This is a genomic window from Pseudomonas sp. PA15(2017) (assembly GCF_001945395.1).
GTDB lineage: Bacteria > Pseudomonadota > Gammaproteobacteria > Pseudomonadales > Pseudomonadaceae > Aquipseudomonas.
In genome coordinates this window covers 1-16,983 of sequence record NZ_MSXV01000058.1, presented here as the reverse complement: position 1 = coordinate 16,983, position 16,983 = coordinate 1, and the positions used below count along the sequence as shown (strand labels likewise).

The 16,983-nt window shown below is 64.6% G+C and carries 19 protein-coding genes; 15 read left to right on the top strand and 4 right to left on the bottom strand.

Annotation, left to right across the window (positions count from 1 at the left end; genetic code table 11):
• Positions 1-7 precede the first annotated feature (7 nt).
• From nqrF to sthA, 4 genes are all read left to right on the top strand, one after another.
• Positions 8-1,231: an NADH:ubiquinone reductase (Na(+)-transporting) subunit F gene (gene nqrF / locus BVH03_RS21650; protein WP_075963124.1), complete on the top strand. Its 1,224-nt coding sequence runs from the start codon at positions 8-10 to the stop codon at positions 1,229-1,231.
• Entirely contained in the window at positions 1,231-2,259 is a 1,029-nt protein-coding gene (locus tag BVH03_RS21645) for an FAD:protein FMN transferase (RefSeq protein WP_083640153.1), read from the top strand. Before nqrF ends, BVH03_RS21645 begins: the two co-directional genes overlap by 1 nt.
• Positions 2,256-2,489, top strand: a complete 234-nt coding sequence (gene nqrM, locus BVH03_RS21640) for a (Na+)-NQR maturation NqrM (RefSeq protein ID WP_075963123.1) — start codon at positions 2,256-2,258, stop codon at positions 2,487-2,489. Before BVH03_RS21645 ends, nqrM begins: the two co-directional genes overlap by 4 nt.
• A 128-nt stretch (positions 2,490-2,617) precedes the next feature.
• Positions 2,618-4,012 carry a Si-specific NAD(P)(+) transhydrogenase gene (gene sthA, locus BVH03_RS21635; RefSeq protein ID WP_075963122.1) on the top strand — a complete coding sequence of 465 codons (1,395 nt, stop codon included), beginning with the start codon at positions 2,618-2,620 and terminating at the stop codon, positions 4,010-4,012.
• A gap of 157 nt (positions 4,013-4,169) precedes the next feature.
• Here sthA and BVH03_RS21630 read toward each other — a convergent pair whose 3' ends face one another.
• The 4 genes from BVH03_RS21630 to BVH03_RS21615 all read right to left on the bottom strand — a co-directional run bounded on the left by BVH03_RS21630 (position 4,170) and on the right by BVH03_RS21615 (position 6,379).
• Positions 4,170-4,676, bottom strand: coding sequence for an ATP-binding protein (locus BVH03_RS21630; RefSeq protein WP_075963121.1), 507 nt, complete (start codon positions 4,674-4,676; stop codon positions 4,170-4,172).
• 108 nt (positions 4,677-4,784) lie between these two features.
• Positions 4,785-5,504 (bottom strand): glycerophosphodiester phosphodiesterase, encoded by a 720-nt coding sequence (locus BVH03_RS21625; RefSeq protein WP_075963120.1) that lies wholly within the window; start codon positions 5,502-5,504, stop codon positions 4,785-4,787.
• 9 nt (positions 5,505-5,513) lie between these two features.
• Positions 5,514-5,810: a phosphodiesterase gene (locus BVH03_RS21620; protein ID WP_075929401.1), complete on the bottom strand. Its 297-nt coding sequence runs from the start codon at positions 5,808-5,810 to the stop codon at positions 5,514-5,516.
• Positions 5,807-6,379 (bottom strand): PilZ domain-containing protein, encoded by a 573-nt coding sequence (locus BVH03_RS21615; protein ID WP_075963119.1) that lies wholly within the window; start codon positions 6,377-6,379, stop codon positions 5,807-5,809. The genes BVH03_RS21620 and BVH03_RS21615 overlap by 4 nt, the downstream gene beginning before the upstream one ends.
• A 95-nt stretch (positions 6,380-6,474) precedes the next feature.
• Between BVH03_RS21615 and BVH03_RS21610 the strand changes: the two genes are divergently transcribed.
• From BVH03_RS21610 to murB, 11 genes are all read left to right on the top strand, one after another.
• The gene (locus BVH03_RS21610) at positions 6,475-7,725 is read left to right on the top strand and encodes a lipoprotein-releasing ABC transporter permease subunit (RefSeq protein WP_075963118.1); all 1,251 of its coding nucleotides are present in this window, start codon (positions 6,475-6,477) and stop codon (positions 7,723-7,725) included.
• Positions 7,718-8,419, top strand: a complete 702-nt coding sequence (gene lolD, locus BVH03_RS21605; protein ID WP_075963117.1) for a lipoprotein-releasing ABC transporter ATP-binding protein LolD — start codon at positions 7,718-7,720, stop codon at positions 8,417-8,419. The genes BVH03_RS21610 and lolD overlap by 8 nt, the downstream gene beginning before the upstream one ends.
• On the top strand, positions 8,419-9,663 hold the full coding sequence (locus BVH03_RS21600; protein ID WP_075963116.1) for a lipoprotein-releasing ABC transporter permease subunit: 1,245 nt from the start codon (positions 8,419-8,421) through the stop codon (positions 9,661-9,663). Before lolD ends, BVH03_RS21600 begins: the two co-directional genes overlap by 1 nt.
• A 95-nt stretch (positions 9,664-9,758) precedes the next feature.
• The gene (locus tag BVH03_RS21595; protein ID WP_177344930.1) at positions 9,759-12,005 is read left to right on the top strand and encodes a DNA internalization-related competence protein ComEC/Rec2; all 2,247 of its coding nucleotides are present in this window, start codon (positions 9,759-9,761) and stop codon (positions 12,003-12,005) included.
• A gap of 72 nt (positions 12,006-12,077) precedes the next feature.
• Positions 12,078-12,734, top strand: coding sequence for a MotA/TolQ/ExbB proton channel family protein (locus BVH03_RS21590; protein ID WP_075963115.1), 657 nt, complete (start codon positions 12,078-12,080; stop codon positions 12,732-12,734).
• Complete coding sequence (locus BVH03_RS21585) at positions 12,731-13,159, top strand: biopolymer transporter ExbD (protein ID WP_075963114.1); 429 nt, start codon at positions 12,731-12,733, stop codon at positions 13,157-13,159. Before BVH03_RS21590 ends, BVH03_RS21585 begins: the two co-directional genes overlap by 4 nt.
• A complete protein-coding gene (gene lpxK / locus BVH03_RS21580; RefSeq protein ID WP_075963113.1) occupies positions 13,159-14,166 on the top strand; it encodes a tetraacyldisaccharide 4'-kinase in 1,008 nt (335 codons plus the stop codon). The genes BVH03_RS21585 and lpxK overlap by 1 nt, the downstream gene beginning before the upstream one ends.
• Before the next feature lie 40 nt (positions 14,167-14,206).
• Entirely contained in the window at positions 14,207-14,392 is a 186-nt protein-coding gene (locus BVH03_RS21575; RefSeq protein ID WP_013791977.1) for a Trm112 family protein, read from the top strand.
• Position 14,393: 1 nt separating this feature from the next.
• Positions 14,394-15,158 carry a 3-deoxy-manno-octulosonate cytidylyltransferase gene (kdsB, locus tag BVH03_RS21570; RefSeq protein WP_075963112.1) on the top strand — a complete coding sequence of 255 codons (765 nt, stop codon included), beginning with the start codon at positions 14,394-14,396 and terminating at the stop codon, positions 15,156-15,158.
• The gene (locus tag BVH03_RS21565) at positions 15,158-15,622 is read left to right on the top strand and encodes a low molecular weight protein-tyrosine-phosphatase (RefSeq protein WP_075963111.1); all 465 of its coding nucleotides are present in this window, start codon (positions 15,158-15,160) and stop codon (positions 15,620-15,622) included. Before kdsB ends, BVH03_RS21565 begins: the two co-directional genes overlap by 1 nt.
• On the top strand, positions 15,619-16,638 hold the full coding sequence (murB, locus tag BVH03_RS21560) for a UDP-N-acetylmuramate dehydrogenase (protein WP_075963110.1): 1,020 nt from the start codon (positions 15,619-15,621) through the stop codon (positions 16,636-16,638). Before BVH03_RS21565 ends, murB begins: the two co-directional genes overlap by 4 nt.
• Positions 16,639-16,983 lie beyond the last annotated feature (345 nt).

Below are 16,983 nucleotides of genomic sequence, written 5' to 3'. Positions count from 1 at the left end.
GTTGCCGATGGCTTTCGAGATTCTAGTAGCAGTCTCCATGTTCACCGTGGTGATCATCCTCCTCGTGGCGGTGATCCTCATGGCGCGTGCGCGCCTGGTTTCGGCCGGCGACGTGAACATCGAGATCAATGGTGAGCGCACCATCACCGTTCCGGCCGGCGGCAAGTTGCTGCAGACCCTGGCCGAAAACGAAATCTTCCTGTCGTCCGCTTGTGGTGGCGGCGGAACCTGTGCGCAGTGCAAGTGCGTCGTGGAAAGCGGCGGCGGTGAGATGCTGTCCACCGAGGAGTCGCATTTCAACAAGCGCGAGGCCCGCGAGGGCTGGCGGCTGTCCTGTCAGACCCCGGTCAAGCAGGACATGAAGATCGAGGTTCCCGAAGAAGTCTTCGGTGTGAAGAAATGGGAATGCACGGTCGAGTCCAACCCGAACGTGGCCACCTTCATCAAGGAGCTGACGCTCAAGCTGCCGGAAGGCGAGAACGTCGACTTCCGCGCCGGTGGCTACGTGCAGTTGGAGTGCCCGCCGCACACCGTGAATTACAAGGACTTCGACATCCAGGAGGAGTACCGGGGCGACTGGGACAAGTTCAACCAGTGGAAGTACGTGTCCAAGGTCGATGAGACGGTGATTCGTGCCTATTCCATGGCCAACTACCCGGAGGAGCGCGGGCTGGTTAAGTTCAACATCCGCATCGCCTCGCCGCCTCCTGGCAAGGACCACCTGCCGCCTGGACAGATGTCCTCGTACGTGTTCAGCCTCAAGCCGGGTGACAAGGTCACGGTGTACGGGCCGTTTGGCGAGTTCTTCGCCAAGGACACCGACGCCGAGATGGTCTTCATCGGTGGTGGTGCCGGCATGGCGCCGATGCGGTCGCACATCTTCGACCAGCTCAAGCGCCTCAAGTCGACGCGCAAGATCAGCTTCTGGTACGGCGCGCGCTCGATGCGCGAGGCGTTCTATACCGAAGAGTACGACCAGCTGCAGGCGGAGAACCCGAACTTCGAATGGCACCTGGCGCTGTCCGATCCGCAGCCGGAAGACAACTGGACGGGGCTCAAGGGCTTCATCCACAACGTGCTCTACGAGAACTACCTCAAGGATCACCCGGCGCCCGAGGATTGCGAGTTCTACATGTGCGGCCCGCCCATGATGAACGCCGCGGTCATCAAGATGCTCACCGACCTGGGTGTCGAACAGGACAACATCCTGCTTGACGACTTCGGCGGATGATGGCAGCCGCTCTGAAGCAGCCCGCCCTTGTCGCAGCCCTGGCTGCGACATTGGTGGGCTGCGGTTTTTCCGAGACCGTCGAGGAGTTCGGTGGGCCCGCCCAGGGCAGCACCTACTCGGTCAAGTACGTCAGCGGCGAGGGCGTGCCGGACAAGGCCACGCTCAAGGCCGGCGTGGAGGCGATCTTCGCCGAAGTCGACGAACAGATGTCCACTTACCGCGACGATTCGCTGATCGAGCAGTTCAATCGCGCTCCCGCTGGCGCCTGCATGCCGATGCCGGCGGGCGTGCTGCAACTGATCGAAACCGGCAATACCCTGCACCGCGACAGTGGCGGCGCTTTCGACCTGACCCTCGAGCCGTTGCTCGACCTGTGGGGCTTCGGTCCCCACGGCAACGGCGAACGTCAGGTGCCGGATGCCGAGGCGCTGCAGGAAGTGCGCGGGCGTATCGGTCAGGAGCACTTGCGTATCGATGGCGAGCGCCTGTGCAAGGATCGCGATCTGCAGGTCGACTTCAACAGTATCGCGGCCGGTTATACGGTTGATCGAATCATCGCGCGGCTGGTCGAACAGGGGGTGAGCAGTTACCTGGTCGAAGCCACCGGTGAACTCAAGGCAGTAGGGCGCAAGCCCGACGGCCAGCCCTGGCGCATCGCACTCGAGGCGCCTCGAGACGATCAGCGCGCCATCCAGCGGGTGATCGAACTGGACGGCTACGGCATTTCCACATCGGGTGACTACCGCAATTATTTCGAGCAGCAAGGCGTACGTTATTCCCACACCCTCGATCCGCAGACCGCCGCACCGATTCAGCACGCCCTGGCGGCGGTCACCGTGGCTGCGCCGACCACGCTGATGGCCGACGGCCTGTCCACCGTGCTGCTGGTGCTCGGCCCGGAGAAGGGCTTCGAGTACGCGGAACGCGAGGGTATCGCGGCGTTCTTCGTGACCCGTGAGGGTGACGGATTCGTCACACGCAGTACCGCCACTTTCGAGCAGCTGTTCGCTGCAGGAGGCAAGCAATGACATTCGTGATGGTTTTTTTGATCATGCTCACCGTGGTCGGCCTGATGGCCGTCGGGGTGATGATGGGCCGCAAACCCATCGCCGGCTCGTGCGGCGGTATCGCCAACCTGGGGATCGAGAAGAAGTGCTCGATCTGTGGTGACGACCGCGAGAAGTGCCCAGAAGTAGCGGGTGATGCCGGAGGCAATGACAAATCCGGCGTGCAAACCTACGACGCCAGCAAGCGCTGATCGCCAAGCGCTGCATAGGACGTTACCCTATGCAACGTTTTGCATGATGTTGCGTACCAGGCCGCCCGTTCGGCCTGGTTCTGTCGATAACGCGCGATAAGCGTTACGGCGTGATCAGAGGAGTGAACATGGCGGTCTACAACTACGATGTCGTGGTATTGGGCTCCGGCCCCGCAGGTGAAGGGGCAGCGATGAACGCGGCCAAGGCCGGTCGCAAGGTGGCCGTGGTCGACGACCGCCGTGAAGTGGGCGGCAACTGCACCCACCTGGGCACCATCCCGTCCAAGGCGCTGCGCCACTCGGTGCGGCAGATCATGCAGTTCAACACCAACCCCATGTTCCGCCAGATCGGCGAGCCGCGCTGGTTCTCCTTTCCTGACGTGCTGAAAAGCGCCGAGCGAGTGATCGCCAAACAGGTCACCTCGCGCACCGGTTACTACGCGCGCAATCGCATCGACGTGTTCTTCGGCACCGGCAGCTTCGCCGACGAGCAGACCATCGAAGTGGTCTGCCCCAACGGCGTGGTGGAGACCCTGTCCGCCAAGCAAGTGATCATCGCTACCGGCTCGCGTCCGTACCGCCCGGCGGATGTCGACTTCAACCACCCGCGCGTCTACGACAGCGACACCATCCTGACCCTCAGCCACACCCCACGCCGCCTGATCATCTATGGCGCCGGCGTGATCGGTAGCGAATACGCGTCGATCTTCAGCGGCCTGGGCGTACTGGTCGACCTGATCGACAACCGCGATCAGCTGCTGAGCTTCCTCGACTCGGAAATTTCCGATGCGCTGAGCTACCACCTGCGCACCAACAACGTGCTGATTCGTCACAACGAAGAGTACGAGCGCATCGAGGGCCTGGACAACGGCGTGATCCTGCACCTGAAGTCCGGCAAGAAGATCAAGGCCGATGCGCTGCTATGGTGTAACGGTCGTACGGGCAACACCGACAAGCTGGGCCTGGAAAATATCGGCATCAGCGTCAACAGCCGTGGCCAGGTGCAGGTCGACGAGCACTACCGCACCGAAGTCCCGAACATCTACGCCGCTGGCGACGTGATCGGCTGGCCGAGCCTGGCCAGCGCCGCCGCCGACCAGGGCCGTTCGGCGGCTGGCAGCATCGTCGACAACGGTAGCTGGCGGATCGTCGATGACATCCCAACCGGCATCTACACCATTCCCGAGATCAGCTCGATCGGCAAGAACGAGCATGAGCTGACCAAGGCCAAGATTCCCTACGAAGTTGGCAAGGCGTTCTTCAAGAGCATGGCGCGGGCGCAGATCTCCCACGAGCCGGTGGGCATGCTGAAGATCCTCTTCCACCGCGAAACCTTGGAGGTGCTCGGCGTGCACTGCTTCGGCTACCAGGCCTCGGAGATCGTGCACATTGGCCAGGCGATCATGAACCAGAAGGGCGAGGCGAATACCCTCAAGTATTTCGTCAACACCACCTTCAACTACCCGACCATGGCCGAAGCCTACCGCGTGGCGGCATTCGACGGGCTCAACCGGCTTTTTTGAGCGGCTCCGGCCGGCGGCCTGAGCCGGTCGGGGATCCGTTTGCCGACTCCCGCGACTGGCGCTGGCCAAACCGCGAGAGCGTCTGAGCAGGCCACAAGACCGATCCCCAGTGGATCGGTTTTTTATGGGCGATCCCTTGGCGTTTTCAGGTACGGGCTTACGGGTAGGCGGTTAGCTGCTCGATGAGCAGCGCCAGTGCTGCGTCCGTCGACAGCTGCGCGGTATCGACGGTCAGTGGCGTCTGCTGCCAGGGTTCGTACTCGTGGGCCATGACCGACTGCCAGTCTGGCACCGCCAGCCCCGGTACGTCGCTGATTCGGGACTCCACGCGCTGGCGATGTCGATCAAGATCGGAACAGATGATCTGCACGTTCAACAATGGGCATCCCGCTTCTGCGGCTGTATCAGCCCAGGCCTGGCGACTTTCCGCGACCGGATTGACGCAGTCGGCGACTACATGGCGTTCCGTCTTGAGATTGTCCAGTACGATGGCGTTGGCCACCTGATAGCCGCTGCTACCGACGTCCTGCCTGAGCGCGCCGCTATTGCGCAACGCCTGCTCGATGCTGTCGATGCGCAGGTAAAAACATTCGAGGTGGGCGGCCAGGGCCTTGGCGAGGGTGGTCTTGCCCGTACCAGGCAGGCCGCTGAAGACGATCAGCATATTTTCGATCCTTCTATGCCAGCGTCACCGACTTAGTCAGGAAGTGGGAGCGCGCCATGCGCGCGAAATCACGGGCATGTCCCGTTCCCACATCAGCAGCCGGATCGCTCAACCGCGCAGCGTATTGACGGCGATACCGGGAAAATCCGTGATGATGCTGTCGGCGCCGAAGTCGGCGAGGCGGCGCATCAGGGCGGGTTCGTTGACCGTCCAGACCGATACGTGCAGACCGGCTTTCTGTGCCTTGAGCAGGCGCTCCGGGGTGCACAGCGTCCAGTTCAGGGCCAGCAGGTCGCAGCCATAGTTGCGCGCCACCTTGATCGGGTCCAGCCAGGCGTATTCGGCGACCAGACCGCGGCCCAGGTGCGGCGTCAGGCGCTGGGCGGCGCCGAGCACTTCGCGGGAGCTGGAGGTGATGGTGATCTTGTCGTCCAGGCCGAAACGGCGGCTGAGCAGGGCGATGGCTTCCACGGTGCGGGCAGCGCGCACCTTGGAGGCGCTCTTGACCTCGAGCTGCCAGTGCTCGAAGTCGCATTGCTCGAACAGTTCGCTCAGCCGTGGAATGGGGCAGGGGTGCCGCCAGCCCGGGCCGCCGCGACGCGCGTCGTAGTGCACCAGCTCAGCGGCGTCGTGCTCGACCACCTTGCCACGCTGGCCGGTGGTGCGCTTGAGCGTCGGGTCGTGGATGACCATCAGTTCGCCGTCGCGCGACAGGTGCAGGTCCAGCTCACAACGGCGTACGCCGTGCTCCAGGCACTGCTGAAAGCTGACCAGGGTATTTTCCGGGGCTTCGCCCTTGGCGCCGCGATGGCCGTAGATCAGGGTCACGGTTGCTCCTTACTCGGTGGCGGTGGTGCGCGGTTGCAGGTGGCGCACGCTGTCGATCACATGATCGTATTCGAAATAGACGCTGAATTCGCGGTAGTCCCAGCGGGTGATCGGCGGTTTGCCGACCGCGGGGTGCTCTTCATCGGCGAGGCCGAAGCGTTCCAGCACCGAACGTTTCGACTGACCCTTTTGCGGCAGGTCGGTCAGGTCGGCGCCTTGCTGGCCAACGGGAATCGTCAGGGTCTCGGCCTGGGCTGCCAGGGGCAGCAGCAGAACCAGTGAAAGCAGCAGTCGGGACGGTATCACGTGAGTTCCTCGCGGGCCTGGCGGCGCTCCTGCGCCTGACGCTGCAGGATATGCCGGGCGAGCAATTGGCGTTGTGCGTCAGTCAGCGCTTCGAACTCGGCGCCGATCTCGAACTGGCCGTCACGCTCGGTGCAATGCAGCACCTTGGCCCGTAGCAGCAGGCCGAGTGCCTGGGGCATCAGGACCATCTTCATGGCCAGGTGGCTGTCGACTGTTACCGGTTGTGTGTTGAGAAAACTGATGCCGCCTTCGGACAACGTCACTCGCTTGGGCGGGCCGATATCGCGCAGCAGGCTCTGGGCCATGGCCTGGCCGAGCAGGTCTATGCGCTTGTTGACCACCTTGAGGTAGCCCGCCAGGGTGCGGTCGCGCTCGCTGATATTGCGCAGCAGGTGCTGGGATTCGAAATCCATCACGTGCAGTTCGCTGAGCAGGTTGAACAGCGGCGAGGCGTCATGAAGCTCGTCACTGGCCAGGGCTTCGGCGCCGGCCAGGGGGGTGAAATCCAGTGCGATCGTGTCCTCGATACGGTAGTATTCGCGGCGATCGTTTTCGTCTTGAGTCGACATGGCGAACCCATGGCAGCAGTGGTGGTCAGAGTGTAAGGCCGCTCGCCAGGCCCCGCCACAAGGACGTTTCTCTTTCCCTCGAACAAGCGCCCCACATGTTCAGACCCCTGTCCGTTTTTCTCGGTACGCGCTACACGCGGGCCAAGCGTCGCAACCACTTCGTTTCGTTCATTTCCCTGACCTCGATGATCGGGCTGGCACTCGGTGTGCTGGTGATGATCCTGGTGTTGTCGGTGATGAACGGCTTCGACCATGAAATGCGCACCCGGGTGCTGGGCATGGTGCCCCATGCGACCATCGAGAGCGCCACGCCGATCACCGATTGGCAGCGCCTGGCCGACCGCGCCTTGAAGAATCCGCAGGTGGTGGCGGTGGCGCCTTTCAGCCAGATGCAGGGCCTGCTGACCAACGACGGCAAGGTGCAGAAGGTGCTGATCAATGCCGTGGATCCCGTCAAGGAGCCCAAGGTGTCGATCATCGGCGACTTCTTCCGGGAAGGTCGCCTCGAGGATCTGCAACCCGGCACCTTCGGCATCGTCATCGGCGACAAGGCCGCCGCCAAGCTCGGCGTCGGCATGGGCGACAAGATCACGTTCGTGGCGCCGGAAGTCACCGTCACCCCGGGCGGCGTGTTCCCGCGCCTTAAGCGCTTCACCGTGGTCGGCATCTTCCATGTCGGTGCCGGTGAAATCGATGGTTTCATGGCCATGACCCATGTCCAGGATCTGGCCCGTCTGCAGCGTCAGCAGCCTGACCAGGTGCAGGGCATCCGCCTCAAGTTCGCCGATCTGTTCCAGGCGCCGCGTACTGCCTGGCAGCTGGCCCAGAGCTTCGGCCAGCAGGATTACCTGGCCCGCGACTGGACCCGCACCCACGGCAATCTCTACCAGGCCATCCGTATGGAAAAAGCCATGATCGGCCTGCTGCTGCTGCTGATCGTCGCCGTCGCCGCGTTCAACATCATTTCCACGCTGGTGATGGTGGTCACCGACAAGAAGGGCGACATCGCCATTCTGCGCACCCTGGGCGCCACGCCGATGCAGATCATGGCCACCTTCATGGTGCAGGGCACGGTGATCGGGGTGATCGGCACCATCATCGGTGCGGTGCTGGGCATTCTCGCCGCGCTGAACATCAGCGCCATCATCGCCGGCGTCGAGCGCCTGCTGGGCTTCAAGTTTCTCAATGCCGACGTGTATTTCATCGACTACCTGCCGTCGCAGCTGATGCTCGCCGACGTGGTGCAGATGTGCGGTGCGGCATTGGTTCTGAGTTTCCTCGCTACTCTTTATCCGGCCTGGCGCGCGGCGCGCACCCAGCCCGCGGAGGCATTACGTTATGAGTGAACCGGTCGTGCAGGCGCAAGGCGCCGTGCTCAGCTGCCGCAACCTGGGCAAGCGCTACGAAGAAGGCCCGCAATCGGTGGTGGTGCTCGACGATTTGCAGCTGGAGCTGTTTCCCGGCGAGCGCGTGGCCATCGTCGGCAGTTCCGGTTCGGGCAAGAGCACGCTACTCAACATGCTCGGCGGCCTGGATACGCCGAGCAGCGGCAGTGTCTGGCTGGCTGGCGAGGAGCTGTCGGCGCTCAACGAGAAGCAGCGCGGCCTGCTGCGCAACCGTGCGCTGGGTTTCGTCTACCAGTTTCACCATTTGCTTGCCGAGTTCACTGCGCTGGAAAACGTGTGCATGCCGCTGTTGATCGGCAAAACGCCGATTCCCGAAGCGCGCCAGCGCGCCACCGAGCTGCTCGAGCGGGTCGGCCTTGGCCATCGTCTGAGCCACAAGCCGGCCGAGCTGTCCGGCGGTGAGCGCCAGCGTGTGGCGATCGCCCGGGCGCTGGTCAACCGCCCCGGCCTGGTGCTGCTCGACGAGCCTACCGGCAATCTTGACTCCCATACTGCCCAGGGCATTCAGGAGTTGATGCGCGAGCTGAGCAGCCAGTCGCAGACCGCCTTCCTGATCGTCACTCACGATCTGCAACTGGCGCGGCAGATGGACCGGGTGCTGAGCCTGGAAGACGGCAAGCTGGTGCGCGCCTGATGTTTCGCCCGCTGAGTGTCTTCATCGGCCTGCGTTACACCCGCGCCAAGCGGCGCAATCACTTCATCTCGTTCATTTCCCTGACCTCGATGATCGGCCTGTCCCTGGGCGTGCTGGCGATGATCGTGGTGCTGTCGGTGATGAACGGCTTTCACCGGGAAATGAGCTCGCGCATCCTTGGCATGGTGCCCCACGCGACCATCGCCGGTGCACCGGCCCTGGCCGACTGGCAGGCGCCGGCCAAGGTGGCGCTGCAAAATCCGCAGGTCGAGGCCGCGGTGCCGTTCGCCGAGCTGGAGGGCATGCTTTCCTACCGCGGCGTGATGCAGCCGATCCAGCTGCATGGCATCGACCCGGCGCTGGAGCCGAAGGTCTCGATCATCGGTGACCACATGGTGCAGGGCCGGTTGAGCGATTTGCGCGAAGGCGAGTACGGGGTGATCATCGGTGAGATCACCGCACGGCGCTTCCAGCTGCAGATCGGCGACCGCCTGGCGCTGATCGTGCCGGAAGTCAGCTCGGTGCCTGGCGGCATCACGCCACGCATGCAGCGTTTGAACGTGGTCGGCATCTTCAAGGTCGGCGCCGACCTGGACAGCTCCCTGGCGCTGATCAACGTCGCTGATGCCGCGCAGATCCAGCGCCTGGAGCCGGGATCGGTGCAGAGCATTCGCCTCAAGCTCAAGGACCTGTACCAGTCGCCCCAGGTGGCGGCGGCGATTGCCGCGCAATTGGGCGAGGGCTACCACGCCAGCGACTGGACCCAGACCCAGGGCAGCCTGTTCAGCGCCATGAAGATGGAAAAGACCATGATCGGTCTGTTGCTGCTGCTGATCGTCGCGGTGGCGGCCTTCAACATTATCGCCACGCTGATCATGGTGGTCGCCGACAAGGGCGCCGATATCGCCATCCTGCGTACCCTGGGTGCCACGCCACGACAGATCATGGGCATCTTCATGGTGCAGGGCACGGTGATCGGCGTGATCGGCACACTGATCGGCGGCGTGCTGGGCGTGCTGGCGGCGCTCAACGTCAGCGAACTGGTGGGTTGGCTGGAGCGCGTCAGCGGCCAGCACGTGTTCAGCTCCGACGTTTACTTCATCAGTACCTTGCCGTCGGAGTTGCAGGTCGCCGACGTGGTGCTGATCTGCAGTGCCGCGCTGACCCTGAGCTTCCTCGCCACCTTGTATCCGTCCTGGCGCGCCTCGCGTACCCAGCCGGCCGAGGCATTGCGTTACGAGTGAGGCCCGTCGTCGCACCATCCGCCTGCTAGGCTCGCAAGGTCGCTATGAACGTAGCGGCCTTTGCGTTTCTATACCCTCTGCTCAGCGGGACGCCCATGGATGGCACTCGAACAGGTGATTTGCGCAGCGCTTTGCTGGCATTGGCAGCCGGCTTGCTGCTGCTGCGCTTCCTGCCGCAACTACCGCCCATTTCCCTGCTGTTGGCTGCGGCGCTGCTGGGGCTGGTGCTTCTGGCTTCTCGTGGCCATCTGGTCGGCCTGTTTCTGCTCGGTTTCAGCTGGGCATGTGCCTCTGCGCAATGGGCGCTGGATGATCGTCTGGAGGCGGAGCTGGACGGTCGCACGTTGTGGCTCGAGGGTAGGGTGGTCGACCTGCCGGACGTGCGCGAAGGCGTGGTGCGCTTTCATCTGGCCGAGCCATACTCGCGTCGTGCCGAGCTGCCACAGTTGCTGCGCCTGTCCTGGTATGGCGGGCCGGAGATTCGTGCTGGTGAGCGCTGGCGCGTGGCGGTGAACCTCAAACGACCCCATGGGCTGGTCAATCCGCAATCCTTCGATTACGAGGCCTGGCTGTTGACTCAGCGCATCGGCGGGGTGGGCACCATCAAGTCCGGCCAGCGCCTGAGCGAAGCCGGCGGCAGTTCGGCGTGGCGTGACGAGTTGCGTCAACACATGCTCGCCAAGGATCCCCATGGCCGCGCCGGTGGCCTGGCCGCCCTGGTGCTGGGAGACAGTTCCGGCCTGTCGGTGGCCGACTGGCGGGTGCTGCAGGACACCGGCACCGTGCACCTGCTGGTGATTTCCGGCCAGCACGTGACGCTGGTGGCCGGCATGTTCTACGGCCTGGTGTTCTGGCTGGCCCGCCTGGGCTGGTGGCCACGCGCGTTGCCCTGGTTGCCGGTGGCCTGCCTGCTGGGCTTCGCCTCGGCGCTGGGCTACAGCCTGCTGGCGGGCTTCGAAGTGCCGGTGCAGCGCGCCTGCGCAATGATCGGCCTGGTGCTGCTGTGGCGCTGGCGCTTTCGTCATCTGGGCATCACCTTGCCGCTGCTGGTGGCGTTGGTCGCGGTCCTGCTCCTCGAGCCGTTGGCGGTGCTGCAGCCGGGCTTCTGGCTGTCGTTCGGCGCGGTGGGGCTACTGATTCTGATCTTCGCCGCGCGCCTGGGCGCCTGGGCCTGGTGGCGCACCCTGGGGCGCGCGCAGTGGGCGATGACCGTCGGCCTGCTGCCGATGCTACTGGCCCTCGGCTTACCGGTGAGTGCCAGCAGCCCACTGGCCAACCTGATCGCCGTGCCCTGGGTCGGTTTCGCGGTGGTACCGCTGGCGCTGCTTGGCACCTTGCTGCTGCCGGTACCCTGGCTCGGCGATGGGCTGCTGTGGCTGGCCGGCTTCTCGCTGGAGTGGCTGTTTCGCGTGCTTGGGGCGATGGCCGAGTGGCTGCCGGCTTGGTTGCCCAGCGACCTGCCGTTGTGGGGCTGGTTGCTGGTGGCGCTGGGTGCCTTGTTCATTCTGCTGCCTAGCGGTGTGCCAATGCGCGGCCTGGGGCTGATCCTGTTGCTGCCTTTATTGTTCACGCCTGTACCGCGGCCCGCCGAGCAACGTGCCGAGGTGTGGATGCTGGACGTCGGCCAGGGTCTGTCGATGCTGGTGCTGACCCGCCATCACGCGTTGTTGTACGACGCCGGCCCCAGTTTCGGCGACTTCGACATGGGCGAGCGGGTGGTGCTGCCGTCGTTGCGGGCTCTGGATGTGCGCGAGCTGGACATCCTGTTGATCAGTCACTCGGACAACGATCATTCCGGTGGTGCCGAAGCGGTGGCGCGCGGGCTGCCAGTCAAGCGCGTGGTCAGTGGCGAAGCCCCCGAGCTACCTGGCGGGCTGGGTGCGGAGGATTGCGAAGAAACGAGCTGGTCGTGGGATGGCGTGCAATTCGACACCTGGCGCTGGACCGATGCGGCGAACAGCAATCAGTCATCCTGCGTGTTGATCATCGAGGCTGCGGGCGAACGCATCCTGCTGACTGGCGATATCGATGCCCGCGCCGAGCGCGCGCTGATCGACACGGGGCGTGACCTGCAGGCTCACTGGCTGGTGGCGCCGCACCACGGCAGCCGCAGCTCGTCGTCCTGGGCCTTGCTCAAGGCCGTGCAGCCCCAGGCGGTGCTGTATTCGCGGGGCAAGCACAACGCCTATGGGCATCCCCATCCGGCGATCGTCTCTCGCTATGAGGTCTTCGATGCCCGTGCCTACGACAGTGTCGAGACCGGTGCGCTGCGTATCGACCTCGGCGGCTTCGACGAGCCGCAGGCGTTGCGTGAAATACCGCGTTTCTGGCGGGAAAAATGAGAACCGCAGCCGTCGGCGACATCACGACCCTATGCTAGAGTGGCGCCACTTTTGCGAAGGGGATCTGCCACCGTGTGGGAACTGGTTAAAGCTGGCGGCTGGGTGATGCTGCCGATCATTCTGTGTTCAATCGCTGCCCTGGGCATCATTGCCGAACGTCTGTGGACGCTGCGCGTCAGCCGCGTCACGCCACCGCATCTGCTGGGGCAGGTCTGGCGCTGGATCAAGGACAAACAGCTGAACAGCCAGAAGCTCAAGGAGCTGCGCGCCGACTCGCCGCTCGGTGAGATCCTCGCGGCAGGCCTGGCCAACTCCAAGCATGGTCGCGAGATCATGAAAGAGTGCATCGAGGAGGCCGCCGCACGGGTGGTCCACGAAATGGAGCGCTACCTCAATGCGCTGGGCACCATCGCCGGCATCACGCCGCTGCTCGGTTTGCTCGGTACGGTGATCGCCATGATCGATATCTTCGGCTCGTTCATGGGCGGCAGCACCGCCAACCCGGCGCTGCTCGCCGGCGGTATCGCCAAGGCGCTGATCACCACCGCATCGGGCCTGACCGTGGCGATTCCGGCGCTGTTCTTCCACCGTTTCCTGCAGCGCCGCGTCGATGAGCTGGTGATCGGCATGGAGCAGGAGGCGATCAAGCTGGTGGAAATGGTGCAGGGCGAGCGCGACGTCGACCTGGCCGAGGAGCCCAAGCCGGCCAAGGGGAGCAAAAAGGCGTGAAGTTCAGACGTAGACGGCGCGAGCAGGTCGAGATCAATCTCGCCTCGCTGATCGACGTGGTGTTCATCCTCCTGCTGTTTTTCGTGGTAAGCACCACCTTCACCCGTGAAACCCGCATGCAGGTCGATCTGCCCGAGGCGGCCAGCGGCACGCCGCCGGAGCAGAGCGAACTCAAGCAACTGGAAGTGGTGATCTCCGCCGACGGCACCTTTTCGCTCAACGGCCAGGCGCTGATCAAGAACGACCTGGACACCCTGATGGCGGCATTGCAGAAGGAGTCCGGCGGCGACAACAGCCTGCCGCTGACCATCAGCGCCGACGCCAAGACCAGCCACCAGTCGGTGATCACTGCCATGGACGCAGCCGGCAAGCTGGGCTTCGCGCACCTGCGTATCACCACGGTCGAGACCCAGGCCGCACCCTGATGGCGAGCCTGTCCGACCGCCTGGTGCGGGCGTGGTATGCGGGGCACCCGGCGCTGACGCTGTTGCGCCCGCTGGAGACCTTGTATCGCGGTGTGGTAGAGCGCAAGCGCGCGCGTTTCCTGGCCGGTGATGGCGAGATCTATCGCGCGCCGGTGCCGCTGATCGTTGTAGGCAACATCACCGTTGGCGGTACCGGCAAAACCCCCTTGATTCTCTGGCTGGTCGAGCAGTGCCAGGCCCGCGGCCTGCGCGTTGGGGTGATCAGCCGCGGCTACGGCGCCAAGCCGCCGAGCCTGCCCTGGCGGGTTCGCGCCGAGCAGAGTGCCGAGCAGGCGGGGGACGAACCCTTGCTGATCGTGCAGCGCAGCGGCGTGCCGCTGATGATCGACCCGGATCGCAGTCGGGCGGCCCGGTCGCTGCTCGCCGAGGAGCCGCTGGATCTGTTGCTCAGCGACGACGGCCTGCAGCATTACCGCCTGGCCCGCGACGTGGAGCTGGTGCTGATCGACGCCGCCCGTGGCCTCGGCAATGGCCGCTGTCTGCCCGCCGGGCCGCTGCGCGAGCCGGCCGAGCGCCTGCAGAGCGTGGATGCCTGCCTCTACAACGGCGCAGCCGAGGATCCACCCGACGGCTACGCCTTCACCCTGGTGCCCAGCGCGCTGATCAACCTGCGCAGCGGCGAGCACCGCTCACTCGATCATTTTCCCCCCGGCCAGGCCGTGCACGCCGTGGCCGGCATCGGTAACCCGCAGCGTTTCTTCAAGACCCTCGAGGCGCTACACTGGCGGCCTGTCGCCCATGCCTTCGCCGACCATGCTGCCTACAGCGCCGAGCTGCTGAATTTCTCGCCGGCGCTGCCGCTGGTGATGACCGAGAAGGATGCGGTGAAATGCCGGGCCTTCGCGGCCGACGACTGGTGGTACCTGGCCGTCGAGGCCCAGCCGTCTGCGGCTTTCCGCGCCTGGTTCGACGCCCGGCTGGAACGTCTGCTCGGCGAACGGCACTAAGCCTGCGCGTCTACTCCCTCTCTATTCTCAAGGATTTCCCATGGACCCGAAACTGCTCGATATCCTGGCCTGCCCAATTACCAAGGGCCCGCTGAAGCTCAGCCAGGACAAGACCGAACTGATCAGCAAGGGCGCCGGTGTGGCTTATCCGATCCGCGACGGCATTCCGGTCATGCTGGAAAGCGAAGCCCGCACCCTCAACGATGACGAGCGCCTGGACAAGTAACATGAGCAACGCCTTTACCGTGGTTATTCCGGCGCGCTATGCGTCGACCCGACTGCCTGGCAAGCCGCTGCAGGACATCGCCGGCAAGCCAATGGTCCAGCATGTCTGGGAGCAAGCCTGCAAGAGCAGTGCGACCCAGGTGGTAGTGGCCACCGACGATGCGCGCATCGTCGAAGCCTGCAAAGGCTTTGGCGCCCAGGTGCTGCTGACCCGCGTCGACCATAACTCCGGTACTGATCGCCTGGCCGAAGTGGCCGCGGCGCTGGGCCTGGCGGCCGATGCCATCGTGGTCAACGTGCAGGGCGACGAGCCGCTGGTGCCGCCGTCGATCATCGACCAGGTGGCCGCCAACCTGGCCGGCAATCCCCAGGCGGGCATCGCCACCCTGGCCGAGCCGATCGAGGATGTCGCTGCGCTGTTCAATCCCAACGTGGTCAAGGTCACCAGCGACCTCAACGGCCTGGCGCTGACCTTCAGCCGAGCGCCGCTGCCCTGGGCGCGTGATGCCTTTGCCGCCGACCGTGACGCGTTGCCGGCGGACGTGCCGTACCGCCGGCATATCGGCATTTATGCCTACCGCGCCGGGTTCCTGCAGGATTTCGTCGCCTGGGGCCCGTGCTGGCTGGAGAACACCGAATGCCTGGAGCAGCTGCGCGCGCTCTGGCACGGCGTGCGTATCCATGTCGCTGACGCCCTGGAAGCGCCGCCTGCGGGCGTCGACACCAGGGAAGACCTGGATCGTGTCCGTCGTTTGCTGGGTGCCTGATGCGCGTCCTGTTCGTCTGCCTGGGTAACATCTGCCGTTCACCCACCGCCGAGGCGGTCGTGCGTCAGCGCCTGCAGCAGGCCGGTTTGGCCGAGCGTATCGAAGTCGACTCCGCCGGCACCGGCGACTGGCATGTGGGCAAGGCGCCGGATTCGCGCACCCAGCAGGCGGCCAGCCGCCGTGGCTACGACCTGTCCAGCCTGCGCGGCCGCCAGGTCTCGGTTGATGATTTCGCGCGTTTCGACCTGATCCTGGCCATGGACGGCGCCAACCTGCGCGATCTGCAGCGTTTGCGTCCGGCCCAGGCGCGGGGCGAGCTGGACCTCTACCTGCGCCGTTTCGAACTGGCCGAGGACGACGTGCCGGATCCGTATTACGGCGGCAGCGAAGGTTTCGAGCATGTGCTGGATCTGCTCGAGCAGGCCAGCGATGCCTTGCTGATCGAACTCAAGGGGCGGTTATGAGCCTGGTGGTGCAGTCGGGCGTATCGCTCAAAGCCTACAACACCTTCGGTGTGGATGTGGCGGCGCGCTACTGGGCTGAGGCGGGCGACGTGCCGCAGGTTCGCCAGGCGCTCGAGGCGGCACGCGAGCGTCAGGTGCCGCTGCTGGTGCTCGGCGGCGGTAGCAACCTGCTGTTGACCGCCGATATCGAGGCGCTGGTGCTGCGTATGGTCGGCCGCGGCATTCGCGTGCTGGCCGACGACGGCGAGCACGTGCAGATCGAAGCCGAAGCCGGTGAGCCCTGGCACGACTTCGTGCTGTGGACGCTGGCTCAGGGCCTGGTCGGTCTGGAGAATCTCAGCCTGATTCCCGGCACGGTCGGCGCTTCGCCGGTGCAGAACATCGGCGCCTACGGCGTCGAGCTCAAGGACTGTTTCCTCGGCCTCACGGCCCTGGATCGGCAGAGTGGCGAGGTTCGCGAGTTCAGCCTGCAGGACTGCGCCTTCGCCTACCGTGACAGCCTGTTCAAGCGCGAAAGCGGGCGCTGGATCATCCTGCGTGTGCGCTTCGCCCTGAGCCGCAATGCGGCGCTGCATCTGGATTACGGCCCGGTGCGCCAGCGCCTGGCGGAGCAGGGCATCGAGGCGCCAAGCGCTCTGGATGTCAGCCGCGCGATCTGCGCCATCCGCAGCGAGAAGCTGCCGGACCCGGCGCTGCTCGGCAATGCCGGCAGCTTCTTCAAGAATCCGCTGGTGCCCGCTGAACTGGCGCAGCGTCTGCAGTCCGAATGCGTCGACCTGGTGGCCTACCCGCAGGCCGATGGCCAGGTGAAACTGGCTGCCGGCTGGCTGATCGAGAAGGCCGGCTGGAAGGGCTACCGCGACGGCGACGCTGGCGTGCACCGCCTGCAGGCGCTGGTGCTGGTCAACCATGGCAACGCCACCGGGCAGCAATTGCTCGGCCTGGCGCAGCGCATTCAGGCGGATATCGCCGAGCGCTTTGGTGTCAGCTTGGAGATCGAGCCGAACGTGCTCTGATTGCGTAGCCTCGCCGCATTGGCGGGGCTGCGTAGGTCTCCTTATCCCATCTTTCTCGTTGCTCCCGGGTATCGCTGCGCTCAACCCAGGCTACGGAAAGCCTGCCCTGCACACGCGGGGGATATGCGCGATGTAGCCCGCGGTTGAGCGCAGCGATACCCGGGTTGGTCCAACCAATACTGGAGGCGATGAAGTCTCGAATCGCAGGCAATAAAAAAGGGATGCCGAACAGACTGTGTGAAAACCTAGCAGTCCGAGGGTGAGTTGAAGACAATGCCTCTATCGGTTGATAGGGGCATTGTCGTTTATGGGTTATATCCAGGGCGAAGGTCGCGGGCAAAGCAG